Origin of the sequence: uncultured Roseobacter sp., assembly GCF_947499265.1 — a bacterium.
GTDB lineage: Bacteria > Pseudomonadota > Alphaproteobacteria > Rhodobacterales > Rhodobacteraceae > Roseobacter.
Genome location: NZ_CANMNK010000001.1, coordinates 65,505 through 82,500, shown reverse-complemented (window position 1 = coordinate 82,500; position 16,996 = coordinate 65,505). Strand labels below are relative to the sequence as shown.

Sequence of the window (16,996 nt, the reverse complement as noted above, 5' to 3'; positions counted from 1 at the left end):
AGGAAAGGAAATCAATTGATACTCCCCTAGTAGCGGCGAGCGAACGGGGACCAGCCGAGCCATGAGTGTGGTTAGAATGCGTTGGAATGCGCAACCAGAGTGGGTGATAGTCCCGTATAAGAAGCATGATTGGACGTATTAAGTAGGGCGGAACACGTGAAATTCTGTCTGAAGATCGGAGGACCACCTTCGAAGGCTAAGTACTCCTTACTGACCGATAGTGAACCAGTACCGTGAGGGAAAGGTGAAAAGCACCCCGACGAGGGGAGTGAAACAGTACCTGAAACCGAACGCCTACAATCAGTCGGAGCTTGACTGGAGTTCAATTTGGATGTCATTGGAAGTTATGAAAAATATCGCTTCCATACTGACCTTCGCACTTGCATCAACCACTGCTTTTGCCGACGAGTTTGTCGTCGGTCTGGGTGTGGACGATGTGTTGGACCAAACGGATACACAATCCGGTGCCTTCATTCTTGAATATCACGCTGACCCGTTCTTTTCGGGTCGCACGGCGTCTTATTCTTTGGCGGGTGCTGGGCAGATCGACGCAGACGGAGACGTTTTCGTCGGTGTCGGTGTCTATGCCATTTGGATGATCAGCGAAGGCCCCTGGTTCGTAGAAGGCAGCTTCATGCCTGGCTACTACGATGAGGGCACGGGTGGCAGCCCATTGGGTGGGAACTTGCAATTCAGAACGTTGCTCGGCGTTGGCTACAAGCTGACGGACAGCGGCCGGATATCGATTGCAATTGACCACAAATCAAACGCGGACATTGAAGATGTAAACCCTGGCGGTGAAACGCTGGCGGTGCGCTATACCTTCAATTTCTGAACACGATCCAAATTGATCTCCAGTCTTGTGACGGCGTACCTTTTGTATAATGGGTCATCGACTTGGTCTCACGAGCAAGCTTAAGCCGTTAGGTGTAGGCGCAGCGAAAGCGAGTCTTAATAGGGCGTCGAGTTCGTGGGATCAGACCCGAAACCGAGTGATCTAGGCATGACCAGGTTGAAGGTACGGTAACACGTACTGGAGGACCGAACCCACATCTGTTGAAAAAGATCGGGATGAGTTGTGCCTAGGGGTGAAAGGCCAATCAAACTCGGAGATAGCTGGTTCTCTGCGAAATCTATTTAGGTAGAGCGTCATCCGAATACCCTCGGGGGTAGAGCACTGGATGGGTAATGGGGCCCCACAGGCTTACTGATCCTAACCAAACTCCGAATACCGAGGAGTACTAGATGGCAGACACACGGCGAATGCTAACGTCCGTCGTGGAGAGGGAAACAACCCTGACCTACAGCTAAGGCCCCTAATTCATGGCTAAGTGGGAAAGCAGGTGAGACGACCAAAACAACCAGGAGGTTGGCTTAGAAGCAGCCATCCTTTAAAGATAGCGTAACAGCTCACTGGTCTAAATAAGTTGTCTTGCGGCGAAGATGTAACGGGGCTCAAGCCATGAGCCGAAGCTTAGGATGCATTTATTGCATGGTAGCAGAGCGTAGTGTGACATAATTCCATGTGTCCTTACCGGGTTCGCCCGGATTGGACACGCGGAGTTTTCTGTGAAGCCGGCGCGTGAGCGATCCGGTGGAGAGATCACTAGTGAGAATGATGACATGAGTAGCGACAAACAGTGTGAGAGACACTGTCGCCGAAAGTCCAAGGGTTCCTGCTTAAAGCTAATCTGAGCAGGGTAAGCCGACCCCTAAGGCGAGGCCGAAAGGCGTAGTCGATGGGAACCAGGTTAATATTCCTGGGCCAGATGGAAGTGACGGATCCCGAAGGTCGTTCATCCTTATTGGATTGAATGGGCGGCTAAGGGGTTCCTGGAAATAGCTCCATCGCTAGATCGTACCCTAAACCGACACAGGTGGACTGGTAGAGAATACCAAGGCGCTTGAGAGAACTATGTTGAAGGAACTCGGCAAAATACCTCCGTAAGTTCGCGAGAAGGAGGCCCAGTTTCTACGCAAGTATTGGCTGGGGGCACAAACCAGGGGGTGGCGACTGTTTATTAAAAACACAGGGCTCTGCGAAGTCGCAAGACGACGTATAGGGTCTGACGCCTGCCCGGTGCCTGAAGGTTAAAAGGAGAGGTGAGAGCCTTGAATTGAAGCCCAGGTAAACGGCGGCCGTAACTATAACGGTCCTAAGGTAGCGAAATTCCTTGTCGGGTAAGTTCCGACCTGCACGAATGGCGTAACGACTTCCCCGCTGTCTCCAACATAGACTCAGCGAAATTGAATTACCTGTCAAGATGCAGGTTTCCCGCGGTTAGACGGAAAGACCCCGTGCACCTTTACTACAACTTCACACTGGCATTAGGCCGAACATGTGCAGGATAGGTGGTGGGCTTTGAAGCGTGAACGCCAGTTTGCGTGGAGCCTCCCTTGAGATACCACCCTTGTTCTGCTTGATGTCTAACCGCGGTCCGTTATCCGGATCCGGGACCCTGTGTGGTGGGTAGTTTGACTGGGGCGGTCGCCTCCTAAAGCGTAACGGAGGCGCGCGAAGGTTGGCTCAGAGCGGTCGGAAATCGCTCGTTGAGTGCAATGGCAGAAGCCAGCCTGACTGCGAGACTGACAAGTCGAGCAGAGTCGAAAGACGGCCATAGTGATCCGGTGGTCCCGAGTGGAAGGGCCATCGCTCAACGGATAAAAGGTACGCCGGGGATAACAGGCTGATACTGCCCAAGAGTCCATATCGACGGCAGTGTTTGGCACCTCGATGTCGGCTCATCTCATCCTGGGGCTGGAGCAGGTCCCAAGGGTACGGCTGTTCGCCGTTTAAAGAGGTACGTGAGCTGGGTTTAGAACGTCGTGAGACAGTTCGGTCCCTATCTTCCGTGGGTGTAGGATACTTGAGAGGAGTTGCCCCTAGTACGAGAGGACCGGGGTGAACGATCCACTGGTGGACCTGTTGTTGCGCCAGCAGCAGTGCAGGGTAGCTATGATCGGAAAGGATAACCGCTGAAGGCATCTAAGCGGGAAGCCCCCCTCAAAACAAGGTATCCCTGAGGGCCGAGGTAGACCACCTCGTCGATAGGCCAGAGATGTAAGCATAGCAATGTGTTCAGTTGACTGGTACTAATTGCCCGATAGGCTTGATTTGATCCAGTAGAAGAGAGATTTTCTAGGATAAATCAAAAGCATACACAGCACATTAGAGTGCGTGACTTGGACGACAGAGGTTTTTCATGGTTTGGTGGTCATAGCGCGAGCAAAACACCCGATCCCATCCCGAACTCGGCAGTTAAGTGCCGTCGCGCCGATGGTACTGCGTCTTAAGACGTGGGAGAGTAGGTCACCGCCAAACCTAGTAAAACCTCTGTTTACGTATCTCTCTTTCGATTTCCCTCCATACACATAACACGCTACCGCTTAGGCGCTTTAACTGCGTTTATCGGCTAGTTCAGCATATGCCTCCGCTATCTTCTTGCTTTTGATTTGCTTGTTGTAACGCCGCCTTGATCGAAACCTGCGGCAATTAAAGGTCCGTTGAGAAACGCTCAAGGACATAGTCGGGGGTTGCGCACAATTCCGAGCAGGTTGCCCAAAGCTCTTTGTCTGACATATTTGCATGAACGCCGCTTCGAACCAATGCGGTTGATAGACCTGCGGTTGCACCTCCAAGGATATCATGGTGGATACTGTCGCCGATACAAAGCACGCGTTCCGCGCGGACCTCCGGCATCAATTCAAGAGCGCGTTTGTAAATAATGGAATGTGGTTTTCCGTACCATTCGATGGTGCCGCCCAAACCCTCAAAGATTTGCGCAATCGCCCCGGCGCTGAACCTCAGCCCTTGAGGCGTCAGCATTTTCAGATCCGGGTTGAGACAGATACATCTGCCGCCGTCGCGTCGAAATTGTCTAAAGACGGCAAGATAGTCATCGCGTGACCAAGAGAGATCACGGCTTGCGATGAGAAGAATATCCGCCTCAGCGGAGTTTTTTGTTTCAATCAGCCCAAGATCGGCGATCGGAGATGAATCTCCTTCGCGGGCCAGCAGCATGACGCGGGCACTCGTGTCGATGGATGCCCCAATCTCTCGCGCGATGCCCTGGTAGGCGATTTCACCGGAGGTAACAACGGTAATGAAATGGCGGCGGTCAAAACCAAATGAAACCAATCGATCGCAGTTGTTCTTACTGCGTTTGGCCGAATTGGACAGGATGATCGCCGGTTTTTTGTGTTTCGCAATTAAGCCAAGCGCTTCCGCGGCACCAGGATAGGCTTGGCTGCCGTCCAAGAGCACACCAAACTGATCAATCAGAAAGGCATCATATTGATCGATCAGGTGATGCAGGTGCACAATTTCCGGAATCACTGTCCCGCCATCCCTGATTTTGCAAGCAATGCAGACCCGTATGCCGCCTCAACGTGAACGGGCGGATCGATGGGTACGCCCAGCAGCCGCGCCCGGATGGCTGTGAGCGGTTTACTTTGTGCCGCGCCCCCAACCGTGCGCACGCTGGTCAATCGGGGGCCACCCAGTTCCCTGAGTTTCGCATAGCCGAGGGCTTCGATCCCGGCGATCCCTTCAAGCATTGCCTTGAGGAAATCCGAAGGATCCTTCGGGCGCGGCGACAGTTTGGGCGGGAGCTGCGGGTCAGAAATCGGAAACCGTTCGCCGGGCGCGCGCAGCGGATAGTAGTCGAGCCCAAGAGGTGTTTCGGGATCAATCTGTGTCGACAGGTGTTCAATCTCCGAAGGTGTGAAGTGCTCCAGCAAAACGCCACCACCGGTGTTGGAAGCGCCGCCCGCCAGCCAATTTCCCAATAACCTATGACTGTAAATACCGCTTTTCGGCTCAAAGATGGGCCTGTCGGAGATGACCTTGAGCACCAGTGTGGTGCCAATTGATGTCACGCCATCGCCGGGTTTGAGCGCCCCCGTGGCCAGAAAGGCAGCACAGCCATCGGTGGTTCCTGCAATGACTTTCGAGCGCGTTGGCAAACCGAATTCAGCTGCAATATCCGGTAGAATATGACCCAGCGCTGTGCCGGGTTCTCGAACAAATGGCAGCAAGGTCCGGTTGATCCCGGCTTGCGCCATCCACTCCGGCCAGCATCTTTGGACGGAATCATAGCCGGTCTTGAGCGCGTTGTTGTCGTCCGAGCCATAGAGCCCGGAGAATTGCCCAGCGATCCAATCGGCCTGATGCACGACCATTGATGTGTCCGGGTTCGAATTTTGAAACGTAAGCGCTTTGGCGGCGCCACTGGTCGCGCCATGTGCGGCGCTTTCAGCGACGGCGTGTTTTGAAATCGTCGCGAGAATCGCGCTATCCTCACAAGCATCATTGTACATGCGCGCATCGGCAAGTGGCCGACCCGCCGCGTCGATGGGCAACATGGTTCCCGATGTGCCATCCACACAAAGCGCCTGCACCCGACCTGCATCGATATTCTTTGTGACTGTCGATAGGGCTGTCTGGATGGCCGCCCACCAACACATGGGATCACGATGATTGCTGCCGTGATCAGATAAGGCAGATTTAGCTTCGCCGACAACAACCGCATCTTCGTCAATGGCGATGACGCGCGCACCGGTGGTGCCAAGGTCGATCCCGATGAAAATGTCACTTGGCATTCAGGGCCTGTCTGTATTTCTCGGCATCCCAGTCAAGCAATTCGAAATTCTGCGCCTCGGACAAATAGGTCAACTCGGCCGTTTCGGGTACGCGCGTCATCACGTCGGCGAGGCAGTGTATCATGACACGCGCACCTTGGCTGACGTCTTTGCGCAGGATCATGCCGTGGCCGGGGACGAGCAGGCAAACAGGTGGAGGTCGCCCAAGACCCAGTGCGCGCGCTTCGACCTCCGCGGGCGTTTCATTTGGGGGAAGTGTGGTGATCGCGATACCACAAAAAATAACGTGATCAGGATAGAGACTGCCCGCAGTCACCTGTTTTACACGCGCAGGCGTCAGGGCCAGTTGATGTACAAAGGGGTCGTCGGGCAAGGCATAGTTAGAGCCATCACAGATTGCCGCGAGCGGCTCTTGGTCGAAGCCATCCTTGATGTCTGGCTTCACCGCCAGCGCCGCATGGACCTGATTTTGCAGATCGCGGATAGCCTCCACGCTCTCTGCGGCCACGATCAGGCCGTGATTGCCAAGCACTACGACATTCGTTGTCGGTTTCAAAACCTCAAGAATGGATCGCGCGAGATTGGCCCCGGGTTTGGTGTAGGGCACATAAGCCCAGTCGAACGCTGTCAGTTTCTGGGTTAGCAACTTAACAGCATTTTTTCGAATGGCATGCGCCAGCGTATGGATGCAATGCGTATGCAGCACGATGCGGTGTGAGAAAACCGAGTGTACGCTTGTCTCGATCGAGGGCCGGAGCTCGGAGGCGCCCGGTATGACAAAGCTAGAAGGCGTGTCGGCGGTTGGCATTTGTGCCGTGATTGCCGCCTTCATCTGCGGTAGATCCACGGGCACGAAAACATCGGATGTCATCGCATCGGCAAGCATCGTTCCTGACGCCTTGATCCATATAATATCGCCGTCTTTGACCGACACGTTCCCGCCAGCCCCTTGAATATGAAGGGAATCCTGCCCAAACACTGCTGACATCTGGCGCAACGCGGGGAAATCGCCTGGAAGGGTATCAGGAGATTTTTGCAACGGCATTTCCAAACCAATCCTGCAGGCGCGCGGCTTCGGCGGCGCTCAGCGTGAGGCCATGTTTCGTGCGGCGTTTCAGGATATCGTCAGCGCAGGTGGCCCATTCCTGGGTGACAAGGTAGGTCACTTCAGCCTCATAAAGCATTGGCCCAAACTGTCTGCCCAGGGCCGATAACTCTGTTGCATCTCCTACGATCTGCCGCAGGCGCGTCCCGTAGAGCCGGGCGTAATGCTTGGCCAACGCGCTTGGTAGCCAAGGGTAATCCGTGCGGATCTGACCCAGAAAGGTCTCGAAATCCGCTTCCGGAATATCTCCACCCGGCAAGGGGGCCTGCGCCGTCCAATCGGCACCCATATTCGGGAAGAAGGGTTTGAGTTCCTGTACCGCGTGTTCAGCCAGTTTGCGAAATGTCGTGATCTTGCCGCCAAAGATGTTCAACAAAGGCGCACCGCGCGACTGGTCGAGGTCGAGCACATAGTCCCGGGTCACTGCACTGGGATTGCCTTGCCCGTCGTCAAACAGCGGGCGCACGCCCGAAAATGCCTCGATCACATCCTGCGGTTGCAAGGGTTGTTTGAAGTAGCGGTTCACCGCCGCAATCAGATAGGCAACTTCGTCTTCATCAGGGCGGACATCGTTTGGGTCCCCCTCATAGGCGATGTCCGTTGTTCCGATGAGCGCCTTGTCCCCTTCGTAGGGGTTGATGAAAATGACACGTTTGTCAGTGTTTTGAATAAGATAGGCCTGTTGGCCCTCCCAGAACTTGGGCACTATGATGTGGCTGCCCTTCACCAGTTTCACCGATCTGCTTGAGTTTGAGCCCGCAACGCGCCCGATGATATCGTTGACCCAGGGGCCAGCAGCGTTCACGACGACCTTGGCGGAAATCTTGCGTTGTGCCCCGGACATCGTGTCTTTCACGGTCGCCAGCCAGCGCCCGCTCTGATCGCGCAATGATGTACAAGCCGTGCGGGTCAGGATCTGCGCGCCATTCTGCTGCGCGCCGACCGCATTCAATACAACAAGGCGCGCGTCATCCACCCAGCAATCGGAATACTCAAACCCCTTGGTGTATTGTGCCTTGATCGGGGCGCCTTCGGGATCGCGCCGCAAATCCAGCATGCGGGTCCCCGGCAGACGTTTCCGCCCGCCCAGGTTATCGTAGAGAAAAAGCCCAAGCCGCACCAACCACGCCGGACGGTCGGTGGGGCTATGCGGCAAGACAAACCGCATCGGCCAGATGATGTGAGGCGCCGCGTTCAGGAGGACCTCGCGCTCTATGAGTGCTTCGCGCACTAGGCGAAATTCGTAGTATTCAAGATAACGGAGCCCGCCATGGACCAGTTTGCCGGACCGAGAGGAGGTTCCCTCGGCGAGGTCATCTTTTTCGCACAGGACGACCGACAGGCCGCGGCCCGCAGCATCGCGCGCGATGCCCGCGCCGTTGATGCCGCCCCCTATGACAAAAAGATCGACCTCTTCCGTCATCCTCAATCCTCGGCGGCCTGCGGACCGTAGCTGGAAAAGGACTTGGCGGTCTCCTCGATCTCCGCAGCGCTCAGAATATGCGGCTCCCCCACCAGCAGGCTGTGATAGTACTGGCTTGCCAACAGCTCCAGCTCACCAGCCAGCCACATGGCGCGGGTCATGTTGGGGCCTGCAACAACCATTCCGTGGTTGGCCATCAGGCATCCCGCACTGCCTTCCATCGCCTCCAGCACCATTTTCGCCAGCCCGTCCGTGCCAAAGCAGGTGTAGTCCGAACACTTGATTTCCGTCGTGCCAAAGGCGGCCATCATGTAGTGCACCGCCGGTATCGGTTTGCGCAGGATCGACAGGATCGTGGCAAAAGGCGCATGGGCATGCACGACCGCCCCTGCATCCTGGCGCGTGGCCAGAATACCGCGGTGAAACCGCCATTCGGTTGACGGTTTGCAAGGCCCTTCCCAGGCGCCGGACGCGTCATCCATTGCGATCTTTGCAACCTGTTCCGGCACCATTTGTGCGCCCGGAATGCCCGAAGGGGTGATGAGCATGTGATCGCCACAGCGGGCGGATACATTTCCGGAGGCCCCCTTGTTCATCCCCTCACGGCCAAGCTCCTGGTAGACGGCAACAACTTCTTCTCTGATTGTTTGTTCGTTCACTGTCTCACTCTCCACAAAGGTTCATTAGGGGATCGCCGCTGAGGTATCTGCGAACCTCTTCGGCAAGTTGTTGTGCTGCAAATTGCGCGGTGCGGACCGAGGCCCCGGCGATGTGCGGCGTCAGGGTGACGTTTTCCAGTTGCAACAGCGGCCAGTCCGGCGGTGTCGGCTCGACGGAAAAGGTCTCAAGCATCGCGCTGCCAATCGTGCCCTGGGTCAGCGCCTCATAGAGATCGTCGTAATTGCACAGCGGTCCGCGGGCGGTATTGACCAGCAGGGCATCGGGCTTCATTTTTGCCAGCGTGTCCTTGTTGATCATATGCGTCGTCTCTGCGCTGACGCGCGGGTGCAACGTGACGACATCGCTCTGCGAGAGCAGCGTATCCAGGGAAACCTGCTCGACCCCGGCGGCGACGTCCGATGGATCGAGCTGCACATAGGGATCGCAGACCAGAGTGCGACAGCCGAAGGCCTGCAGGATCTTTACCAGTCTCGTGCCGATTTTGCCGTAACCGATAACCCCAACCGTCATCTCGTTCAGCTCCCGCCCGGTGGTGTCGGCACGGTAAAGATCGCCGCGCCAGTTTCCGGCCCGCAAGGCTTCGTGCCCCACGCGTATTTTGCGCGTCTCCGCCAGAATGGCCCCGATGGTGAATTCCGCCACTGCAGAGGCATTGCGCCCGGGCACGCGGACGACTTTGACCCCTCGGGCATGCGCCGCCGGGATGTCGATGTTCACGGGGCCGCCACGCGAGCACCCGATCAGCTTCAGATTTGGCAGGTTGTCCAACATGCCATCCGTGATCGGTGACAGGTGTGTGACGAGGATTTCGGCCTCCCCGATGAATGCTGCAACCTCCTCGAAATCACCGATGAATTCCTTGATCGGGACATCGACGTCGCCGCCATAGCCGTGCACGACGGGGCTGTCGGGCCAATCTTCCTGCCGCAATCTGCAGGTCAGTTCGTGATCGGGACAGGCTTTGCGCAATTCGTCTTCAAAGACCTGCGGCAGGATGAAATGATCGCCGATGATTGCTACGTGTGTTGCCATGATTAAAGGTCCTCTCGGTGGGCAAGCCCATGCCAAACGGGCTGAAGCGCTTTTCGTGCGGCGGTGTAATTCGGAAAGAGCTGGTCATAGAGGGCGGTAAGTTCGCGGTCGGGCGTCTCGCTTTCCCCCAGCAGTGGCGTGACCCAATCGGCGAGACAATGCGCCATGTCTTCATAGGCCCCGATGGCCACGGCGGCCATCATCGCGGCGCCCGCGGCACCTGCTTCTTCTCGCAGAGATTGCCGAACCGGAACGCCAAGGGCGGCGGAAAAGATGTCGCGCAGCGTCCGAGACCGCGCGGCACCACCCGTCAGGCGCACCTCATTCGGGGTCTGGCCCATCGCGGCATAGCAATCCCGCGCCGCCAGCCCGAGACCCTCCGCCGTGGCGCGCATCAGATCGCCGAACCCATGCGCAGACGTGAGCCCGATGAAGCTGGACCGCGCCGTGTGGTCAATGAAGGGCCCACGCTCGCCAGCATCGGAGATATAGGGGTGATAGAGGAGGGACGCGGGTTTTGCCGTGGCAATCCAGTCATTCATCAGCGTCAGCAACTGATCCTCCGTGACCTCGGCGCCAAGGGTCCCGGCGACCTCCCCCACCAGACCGCGCACCCAATCGAGGTTCAGAGTGCTTGCCATGTTGGTCTGCAAATGCGCTGCGACATCTTCGACCGGCATGATCATCACGTAGCCGGTGCGTTGCTCGGCGTTGAGCACGATGTCCTCTGGCGCGGTTGCCCGGATATGCACGCCCGTGGTGCCGACAATGGTGCACCCCACGGGGTGATGCGCCTGATAGGCTCCGGCGCCCAAAGCGCTGCAGACGACATCGACATATCCCAAGACAACCGGAGTGCCAGCGCGCAACCCGGTGCGGGCGGCGGCCTCATCAGTCAGCGCATGGGTCGTTTTGGACCCATCGCAAATCGGGGGCAGCAGTCGGGCATGATCGCCCAGGCCATAAAACCCGATGACCTCGTCGCTATAGCTGCGGGTTCTGAAATCCCCGAATGTAAAACACGCCTCCGACGGATCGGTTGCCCGCACGCCGGTCAGATTGAGGTACAGCCAATCCTTGCAGTGAAACGCAACCTCGGCCTGTGCCAGCTGATCCGGTGCGATGTCCATCATATGCGTCAGCTGCACACCCTGTTGGCAGGCGTTCAGGCCCGTGCCTGTGGACAGAAAACGGGCTTCGTCCGCGTCGGTATCACGCATGGCCTGCGCAACGCTGCCTGCGCGCGCGTCCAGCCAGAGCCAGCCATCGCCGACCGGTTGGTTATTCGACCCCACCAGCCAGGTGCCATCGCCCTGGCCGGTGACAGCAATCGCATCGGTGCGACCGGCCAGATCGGGGAGCATCTCGGCCAGCTGCGCCATAGATGTCACGCAGTCCTGCCACGTCTGCGCCAGCGATTGTGTCACCGCGCCGGTGGTATCTGTGTTGTAGCGGTTGGGCACGGAGGCCACGGCCAGCTGACGCCCCGCCAGATCGAAGGCGACGGATTTGATCACGGAGGTGCCCGCGTCGATGCCTATGATCAGATCCCGGCTCATCCGACCAATTCTGTCCCATGGCTGACGGCCATTCCGGTGGCCGGATTAAAGACATGCAGGTCCGAGGGTTCCAGATTGACGGCAATCCGATCGCCCACAGACAGATGTGTGCGGTCGTGTTCGACCAGAACCAGCGCGCTGCCTGCGAAACTGGCGGCGATATGGGTCTGATCGCCCAGCCATTGATTGGCGACGATGACCGCCGGTGCCCCTTTCTCGCTGCGTTTCACCGAATAGGGGCGCACGCCCAGCGTGATTTGTTGCAGTTCAACCAATCGGGCCAGTAGATCATTGGGGAAGGCATTGGCCGGATAGGTCAATACCAGCCCGTCCGCCATTTCCAGCGTGACCATTGCATCCGCTATGGTGACGGTTGCGGGGAAAACGTTCATCGGGGGTTCGCCAACAAAGGTGCCGGTGAAGAGATTGGCGGGGGCCTCCTTGATCTCATCCGGGCTGGCGTATTGCTGCAGCTCGCCATCCTCCATGACAGCAATCTTGTCGGCAAGGGCGTTTGCCTCTGTCTGATCGTGGGTGACAAGGATTGCGGTCAGACCACGCTCCTTGATGTAGGATTTGATGCGCCCGCGCAGCAACGTGCGCAATTGCGGTTCCAACTGGCCCATCGGCTCATCCAGCAAATGCAGATCGGCGTCGCGGATCAGCGCGCGGGCGAGGGAGGCGCGCTGTTGCTGGCCGCCGGAAATGGAGGTTGCGTAGCGATCGAGGATGTTGGAAATCTCAAGCATCTCCGCAACATTTTCGACCTTCCTGGCCACTTCGGTGGCAGGCAGATTGCCGCTTTTCAGGGCAAAGGCGATGTTGTCGCGCACGGTCACGGTCGGGTAGAGCGAGTAGCCTTCAAAGGCCATCGCGACATTGCGTTTGACCGGCGGGAGATGATGGATTTCCCGGCCATTGATGCTGATGCTGCCCCGGCTGACCGGTTCAAACCCGGCAACCATGCGCAGGGTCGATGTTTTGCCACACCCCGAGGAGCCCAGAAGCGCGACGATATCACCCTGCTTCACCTCCATGGAGATGTCGCGCACCGCATGCACGCCGTGGTCGATCAGACCGTAGAATTTGTCGACACGATCCAGTTTCAACATCACCTCACTCATGCAACTTCTCCCTTTGGCAGGGCGGCGCTCTCGTCCTGCGGGATCAATGCGCCTGATTGCTTGTCGAACAGAACGGCATGGGAGGCATCAATGGTCACGAATGCCGGTCCCGTCGCTGGCCCGGGCGTCCCGGAGGGGCGCGAGGCCATGATCTCTCGCCCACGTGCGGTCAGGCAGAGGTTGACCGTCTTTTCATTGAGCGGTGTTTCCGCCTCCACCGTGACAGGCACGGCGCGGATGTGATCTTCGGCAACGAACAAAACGGATTCCGGCCGGATGCCGAGGACACAATCCTGGCCCACAGCATGTTTGTGACCGGCATCCAGATTGACCCGCTTGTCCGAAATCATGGCGAAGACACCGTCGCGGTCTTCCTGCGGCGTCACATCCAGGAAATTGATCACCGGGTCCCCGAACAGGCGCGCAATCTCCACGTTGGCGGGGGACAGGTAGATTTGTTCCGGCGTTCCGATTTGCTGAATGACGCCACCATTGATCACGGCGATCTCATCGCCAAATGCCATCGCTTCCTTGTAGTCCTGCGTGACGTAAACCACTGTCGCATTCTGATCGGAGAGCAGCCTTGGCAGCTCCAGCCGCATTTCAAACCGCAGCTTGGCATCGACATTGCGCAGCGGATCATCCAGCAGCAGAACCTTGGGTTTGCCCGCCAGCGCCCGTGCCAGCGCGGTTCGCTGCTTTTGCCCGTTGGACAGCTCCTTGGGCTTGTGACCCAGCACATGTTCGATCTTGAGCAGCCGTGCCAGGCTTTGCACACCGGCCTCGATCGCCGATTTTCCCTGTTTCTGCGCGGTCAGCGGACTGGCGATATTGGCGTGGGCGTCCATATGCGGAAAGAGCGCGAAATTCTGAAAGGCCATGCCGATGTTGCGATCTTCGGGCTCCACCCCGTCGACATTGCGGCCCGCTATTTCGACATGGCCTGCGTCTGGTTCGATGACCCCGGCGATCAGGCGCAACAGGACCGTTTTCCCCGCGCCCGACGGTCCAAAAAGCACAAGTGTTTTACCCTCGGGCACCGACAGCGAGACACCATCCAGCACCTTGTCGTCTTTGAAGCTTTTGCTGATGTCGTGCAATTCAAGGGACATGAGCTAGCCTTTCACCGCGCCAAGCGACAGACCTTCGACGAGGTAACGCTGGGCATAGAGAGCGAGGGCGAATGTCGGTGCGATGGACAGGATGATCCCGGCGGCGATCTGTCCGTAGTTGATGCCGGACGCGGTGATGAAAGCCAGCGCCCCAACGGTGACGGGTTGTTTGTCAGCAGAGGCCAGCACCAGCGCAAAGATGAAGTTGTTCCAGGCAAAGATGAAGGCCAGCAGACCTGCGGCGGCAATGCCCGGTCCCGCCAGCGGCAGGGCGATCCTGCGGAAGGTTGCCCAAAACCCATGCCCGGCAATCCGGTAGGCATATTCGATGTCTGCGGGAATATCCTCGAAATAGCCACGCACGATCCACAGGATCAGCGGCAGCACGATCAACTGGTAGACCCAGATCAGACCCACGTAGGTATCCGCCAGCCCGATCTGCTGAAAGTAGATGGTCAGGGGCAACAAGACCAACAGCGGCGGGGCAAACCGAAACGACAGCAGGGTGAAGGCGATGTCCTCGGAGCCGCGGAATTTCAACCGCGCAAAGGCATAAGCCGCGGGAACACCCAGCAAAAGGCCCACTGTGACAGAGGTCACCGACAGAAACAGCGAGTTGTAGAGATTGCTCATGAAGGCGATCTCCAGCGTCGCGGTGCTGCCTTCCAGACGTCCTGAAATCAGCGCTTTGTAGTTGACCAAAGTGGGTTCGAAAAAGATCGACGGCGGCACCCTGAGGATCGTCTCATTCGTCTGAAACGACATCAGGAAAATCCACAGGATCGGGAACATGAAAAACAGGATGATCACGGTGATGGCGATCCCGCGCAGAACCCGTTCCAATGTGCTGACTGATTGCATTCTGCGGGCCTCCTATGCTTCGCCGCGTGCGCGTTCACGCAAGCGCAGCCAGTTCTTGATGAAGACGCTCGACAGGAAATAGGTGATGGCCCAGAGGATCATCAACAGCGCGGCGGAGCGACCGACATTGGTGGATTGGAAGAAGTTCAGATAGGCCTCGACCTGGAACACGGTCAGCGTGTCGCCGGGGCCGCCCTGGGTCATTGCGTATATGATGTCGAATTGCTGGATCGACTCGATCACCCGGAAGAGCGTCGCGGTCAGCAGGAACGGTGTCAGCATCGGCAACGTGATGCGCCAGAACACGAAGAGACGCGGCACGCCGTCCAGCTCTGCCGCTTCAAACGGTTGTCGCGGCAGGGAGCGCAGGCCTGCCAACAGCAGGATCATGATGAAAGGCGTGTAGACCCAGACATCGACGATCACCACGGTCAGCATCGCGGTGGATGGATCGGAGGCCCACCGCATGTCCTCGATCCCCAGCAGTTCGGCGAAATAACTGAGGATGCCAAAGCCGGGGTTGGTCATCAGCTTCCACATCAGCGAGGCGAGCGCGGGGGCCGTCATCAGCGGCATCAGCAGCATGATCGACACGAAATTGTTAAACCGGGTCCGTTTTTGCAACAGCAGGGCGATCCCGAGCCCCAGGAGAAGTTCGATGCCGACGGTCAGAAAGGCGTAGGTCAGCGAGACCTTCAGCGTGTTCCAGAACGACGGATCGGACAGGAAATTCAGATAGTTGGCACCCCAGTTGTATTCCCGCGCCCAAGGCTGAGACAGGCGATACCGTTGCAGTGAATAGGCAACCGCGGTGAAGAACGGAATGAGTATGCCGATGCATGTCAGCAGCGCGGGCAGGCTCAGCAGGTAGGGCAGATACCTCTTGCTGATCTTGAATGTGCGCTTTGGCGGATCGCCTGCGGTTGCGGTTGTCATTGCAAATCTCTCTGACCCGACGCTGGCGCGCCGTGTTGCATGCTGTGTTCGAAAGTCCAAAGGTGGCCCGCCGCCGCTGTAGCATGCGCGGCAGCGGGCCTGGGGAGATGGGGTGTTTAGCCCAGACCGGCCTCTTTCAACTGGCGGTCCACGCTCTGGGCCAGTTGGTCCAGGCCTTCATCAACGGGCACTTCATTCGCGACCATCTTCTGCAGCGTCGCCGCCCACTCTGTGGTCAGGTCGAAAAACAACGGTTGCGCGGTGAAGTGGATTTTTGCACCCGGTGCGGAGAGGTCATGCATTTCAACATAGCCGGGGTAGCTGCTGTCCAGGCGCGAGGTGAAGCCCGCATCCGCCCAGACCGATTTGCGGACCGGGTTGACGAAATCCATCTCCGTTGCGCCGAACAGGCCATGTTCAGGACCCGACGCCCATTGCATGAAGTACCAGGCCGCATCCTTTTGCTTGGACGCACTGGCCATCGCCAGCGACCAGATCCAGATGTTCGGCGTTGGTGCATCGGCGTCTGGGTTGGCTGCAAATGGCGCAAAGGACAGGTTGCCCGCTTCGGCGTTTTCGCCGCCATTCATGAAATAGCCCAGAATGTCCGCGTCGAAGATCATCGCGGATTTGCCCGCGCCCAGATCCGTGCCCGCCTGATACCAGGTGTGCGTTGCCCAATCCGGCGCGCCGCTTTCCTGGATCATCTGCACCCATTTCTCGTGCATGGCGCGGGAGACATCCGTGTTCATCGCCGCCGACAGTTTGCCGTCATCGCCCACGTTCAGGTCTTTCTGGCCAAAGTTGGCATAGGCCGAGAGGAATCCAGGGTGGATGGTCGCCCAGGACCGCGAGCCCCGTACCCCGATGCCGTAGACACCGTCCAGTTTCGAATTCGCCTCACCCGCCGTTGCGACCAGTTCGTCGAGGTTTGTCGGAATCGACAGACCGGCCTCTTGGAACATTCGGCTGTTGTAGGTCAGGTTGTTTTGCTCATAGCCCCACGGAATGCACCACTGTTTGGCATCCGCAGACCCCAGCGCGCCGCCGGGTTGCCCGTTCCAGGCGCAGGAATCACGCACACCCTGCAACATGTCGTCCCAATCATAGTCGGGGTTCGTTTTCTCCGAGTCGCCGATGTATTCGTTCAGATCGTCAATCCAACCGGCGGGCCCGTAGGTCCAGGTCATATATGCGCCGGTCATAAAGGCATCATATTCGCTTGACCCTGAGGAAAGCGCCGCTGTGACCTTATCGAAATAGACATCCTCAGGGAAAATGTCGTACTCCACTTCCATGCCGGTGAGCTCTTTGAAGTTCTCAATGTTTGCAATCATTGCGTCGGCATAGGGGTGCTGGTTCAACAGAAGCTTTACGGTCGTACCCGCATGCTTCTTCCAGTCAAAGCCGTTCTGAGCGAGCGCTTGGGTGGCGGCGGCGTTGACCAGTACCCCGGCAGTGGCCGCCGTGACCCCCATGGACGCCATGCCGCGCAGCATGCCGCGGCGGCTTATTTTGCCCTCTATATAGGACTTGGCTAGTCTCTTCTCTCTCTCGTACAT

The 16,996-nt window shown here is 57.8% G+C and carries 12 protein-coding genes and 2 rRNA genes (1 of these 14 running past the window's edge); 2 read left to right on the top strand and 12 right to left on the bottom strand.

Annotation, left to right across the window (positions count from 1 at the left end):
* Together Q1A63_RS00375 and rrf are read left to right on the top strand one after the other, a co-directional pair.
* Nucleotides 1-3,118 (top strand): 23S ribosomal RNA (locus Q1A63_RS00375); it begins 253 nt to the left of the window's first position.
* Between the two features lie 89 nt (nt 3,119-3,207).
* Nucleotides 3,208-3,322, top strand: a 5S ribosomal RNA gene (rrf, locus tag Q1A63_RS00370).
* Nucleotides 3,323-3,493: 171 nt separating this feature from the next.
* Here rrf and Q1A63_RS00365 read toward each other — a convergent pair.
* The 12 genes from Q1A63_RS00365 to Q1A63_RS00310 form a co-directional block, all read right to left on the bottom strand.
* Complete coding sequence (locus Q1A63_RS00365) at nt 3,494-4,336, bottom strand: TIGR01459 family HAD-type hydrolase (RefSeq protein WP_299630276.1); 843 nt, start codon at nt 4,334-4,336, stop codon at nt 3,494-3,496.
* A complete protein-coding gene (locus Q1A63_RS00360; RefSeq protein WP_298968307.1) occupies nt 4,333-5,601 on the bottom strand; it encodes an FGGY-family carbohydrate kinase in 1,269 nt (422 codons plus the stop codon). The genes Q1A63_RS00365 and Q1A63_RS00360 overlap by 4 nt, the downstream gene beginning before the upstream one ends.
* Nucleotides 5,591-6,646 (bottom strand): class II aldolase/adducin family protein, encoded by a 1,056-nt coding sequence (locus Q1A63_RS00355; RefSeq protein ID WP_299630274.1) that lies wholly within the window; start codon nt 6,644-6,646, stop codon nt 5,591-5,593. Before Q1A63_RS00355 ends, Q1A63_RS00360 begins: the two co-directional genes overlap by 11 nt.
* Nucleotides 6,624-8,129, bottom strand: a complete 1,506-nt coding sequence (locus tag Q1A63_RS00350) for a glycerol-3-phosphate dehydrogenase (RefSeq protein WP_298968305.1) — start codon at nt 8,127-8,129, stop codon at nt 6,624-6,626. Before Q1A63_RS00350 ends, Q1A63_RS00355 begins: the two co-directional genes overlap by 23 nt.
* 2 nt (nt 8,130-8,131) lie before the next feature.
* Entirely contained in the window at nt 8,132-8,788 is a 657-nt protein-coding gene (locus Q1A63_RS00345; RefSeq protein ID WP_298968303.1) for a class II aldolase/adducin family protein, read from the bottom strand.
* Nucleotides 8,789-8,792: 4 nt separating this feature from the next.
* Nucleotides 8,793-9,842, bottom strand: a complete 1,050-nt coding sequence (locus tag Q1A63_RS00340) for a 2-hydroxyacid dehydrogenase (protein ID WP_298968301.1) — start codon at nt 9,840-9,842, stop codon at nt 8,793-8,795.
* 2 nt (nt 9,843-9,844) lie between these two features.
* Complete coding sequence (locus Q1A63_RS00335) at nt 9,845-11,401, bottom strand: FGGY-family carbohydrate kinase (protein ID WP_298968300.1); 1,557 nt, start codon at nt 11,399-11,401, stop codon at nt 9,845-9,847.
* Nucleotides 11,398-12,525 carry an ABC transporter ATP-binding protein gene (locus Q1A63_RS00330; RefSeq protein ID WP_298968298.1) on the bottom strand — a complete coding sequence of 376 codons (1,128 nt, stop codon included), beginning with the start codon at nt 12,523-12,525 and terminating at the stop codon, nt 11,398-11,400. Before Q1A63_RS00330 ends, Q1A63_RS00335 begins: the two co-directional genes overlap by 4 nt.
* On the bottom strand, nt 12,522-13,637 hold the full coding sequence (locus tag Q1A63_RS00325) for an ABC transporter ATP-binding protein (protein ID WP_298968297.1): 1,116 nt from the start codon (nt 13,635-13,637) through the stop codon (nt 12,522-12,524). Before Q1A63_RS00325 ends, Q1A63_RS00330 begins: the two co-directional genes overlap by 4 nt.
* Before the next feature lie 3 nt (nt 13,638-13,640).
* The gene (locus tag Q1A63_RS00320; protein ID WP_298968296.1) at nt 13,641-14,498 is read right to left on the bottom strand and encodes a carbohydrate ABC transporter permease; all 858 of its coding nucleotides are present in this window, start codon (nt 14,496-14,498) and stop codon (nt 13,641-13,643) included.
* A gap of 12 nt (nt 14,499-14,510) precedes the next feature.
* Nucleotides 14,511-15,434, bottom strand: a complete 924-nt coding sequence (locus tag Q1A63_RS00315; protein WP_298968295.1) for a sugar ABC transporter permease — start codon at nt 15,432-15,434, stop codon at nt 14,511-14,513.
* 116 nt (nt 15,435-15,550) lie between these two features.
* Entirely contained in the window at nt 15,551-16,996 is a 1,446-nt protein-coding gene (locus tag Q1A63_RS00310) for an extracellular solute-binding protein (RefSeq protein WP_298968294.1), read from the bottom strand.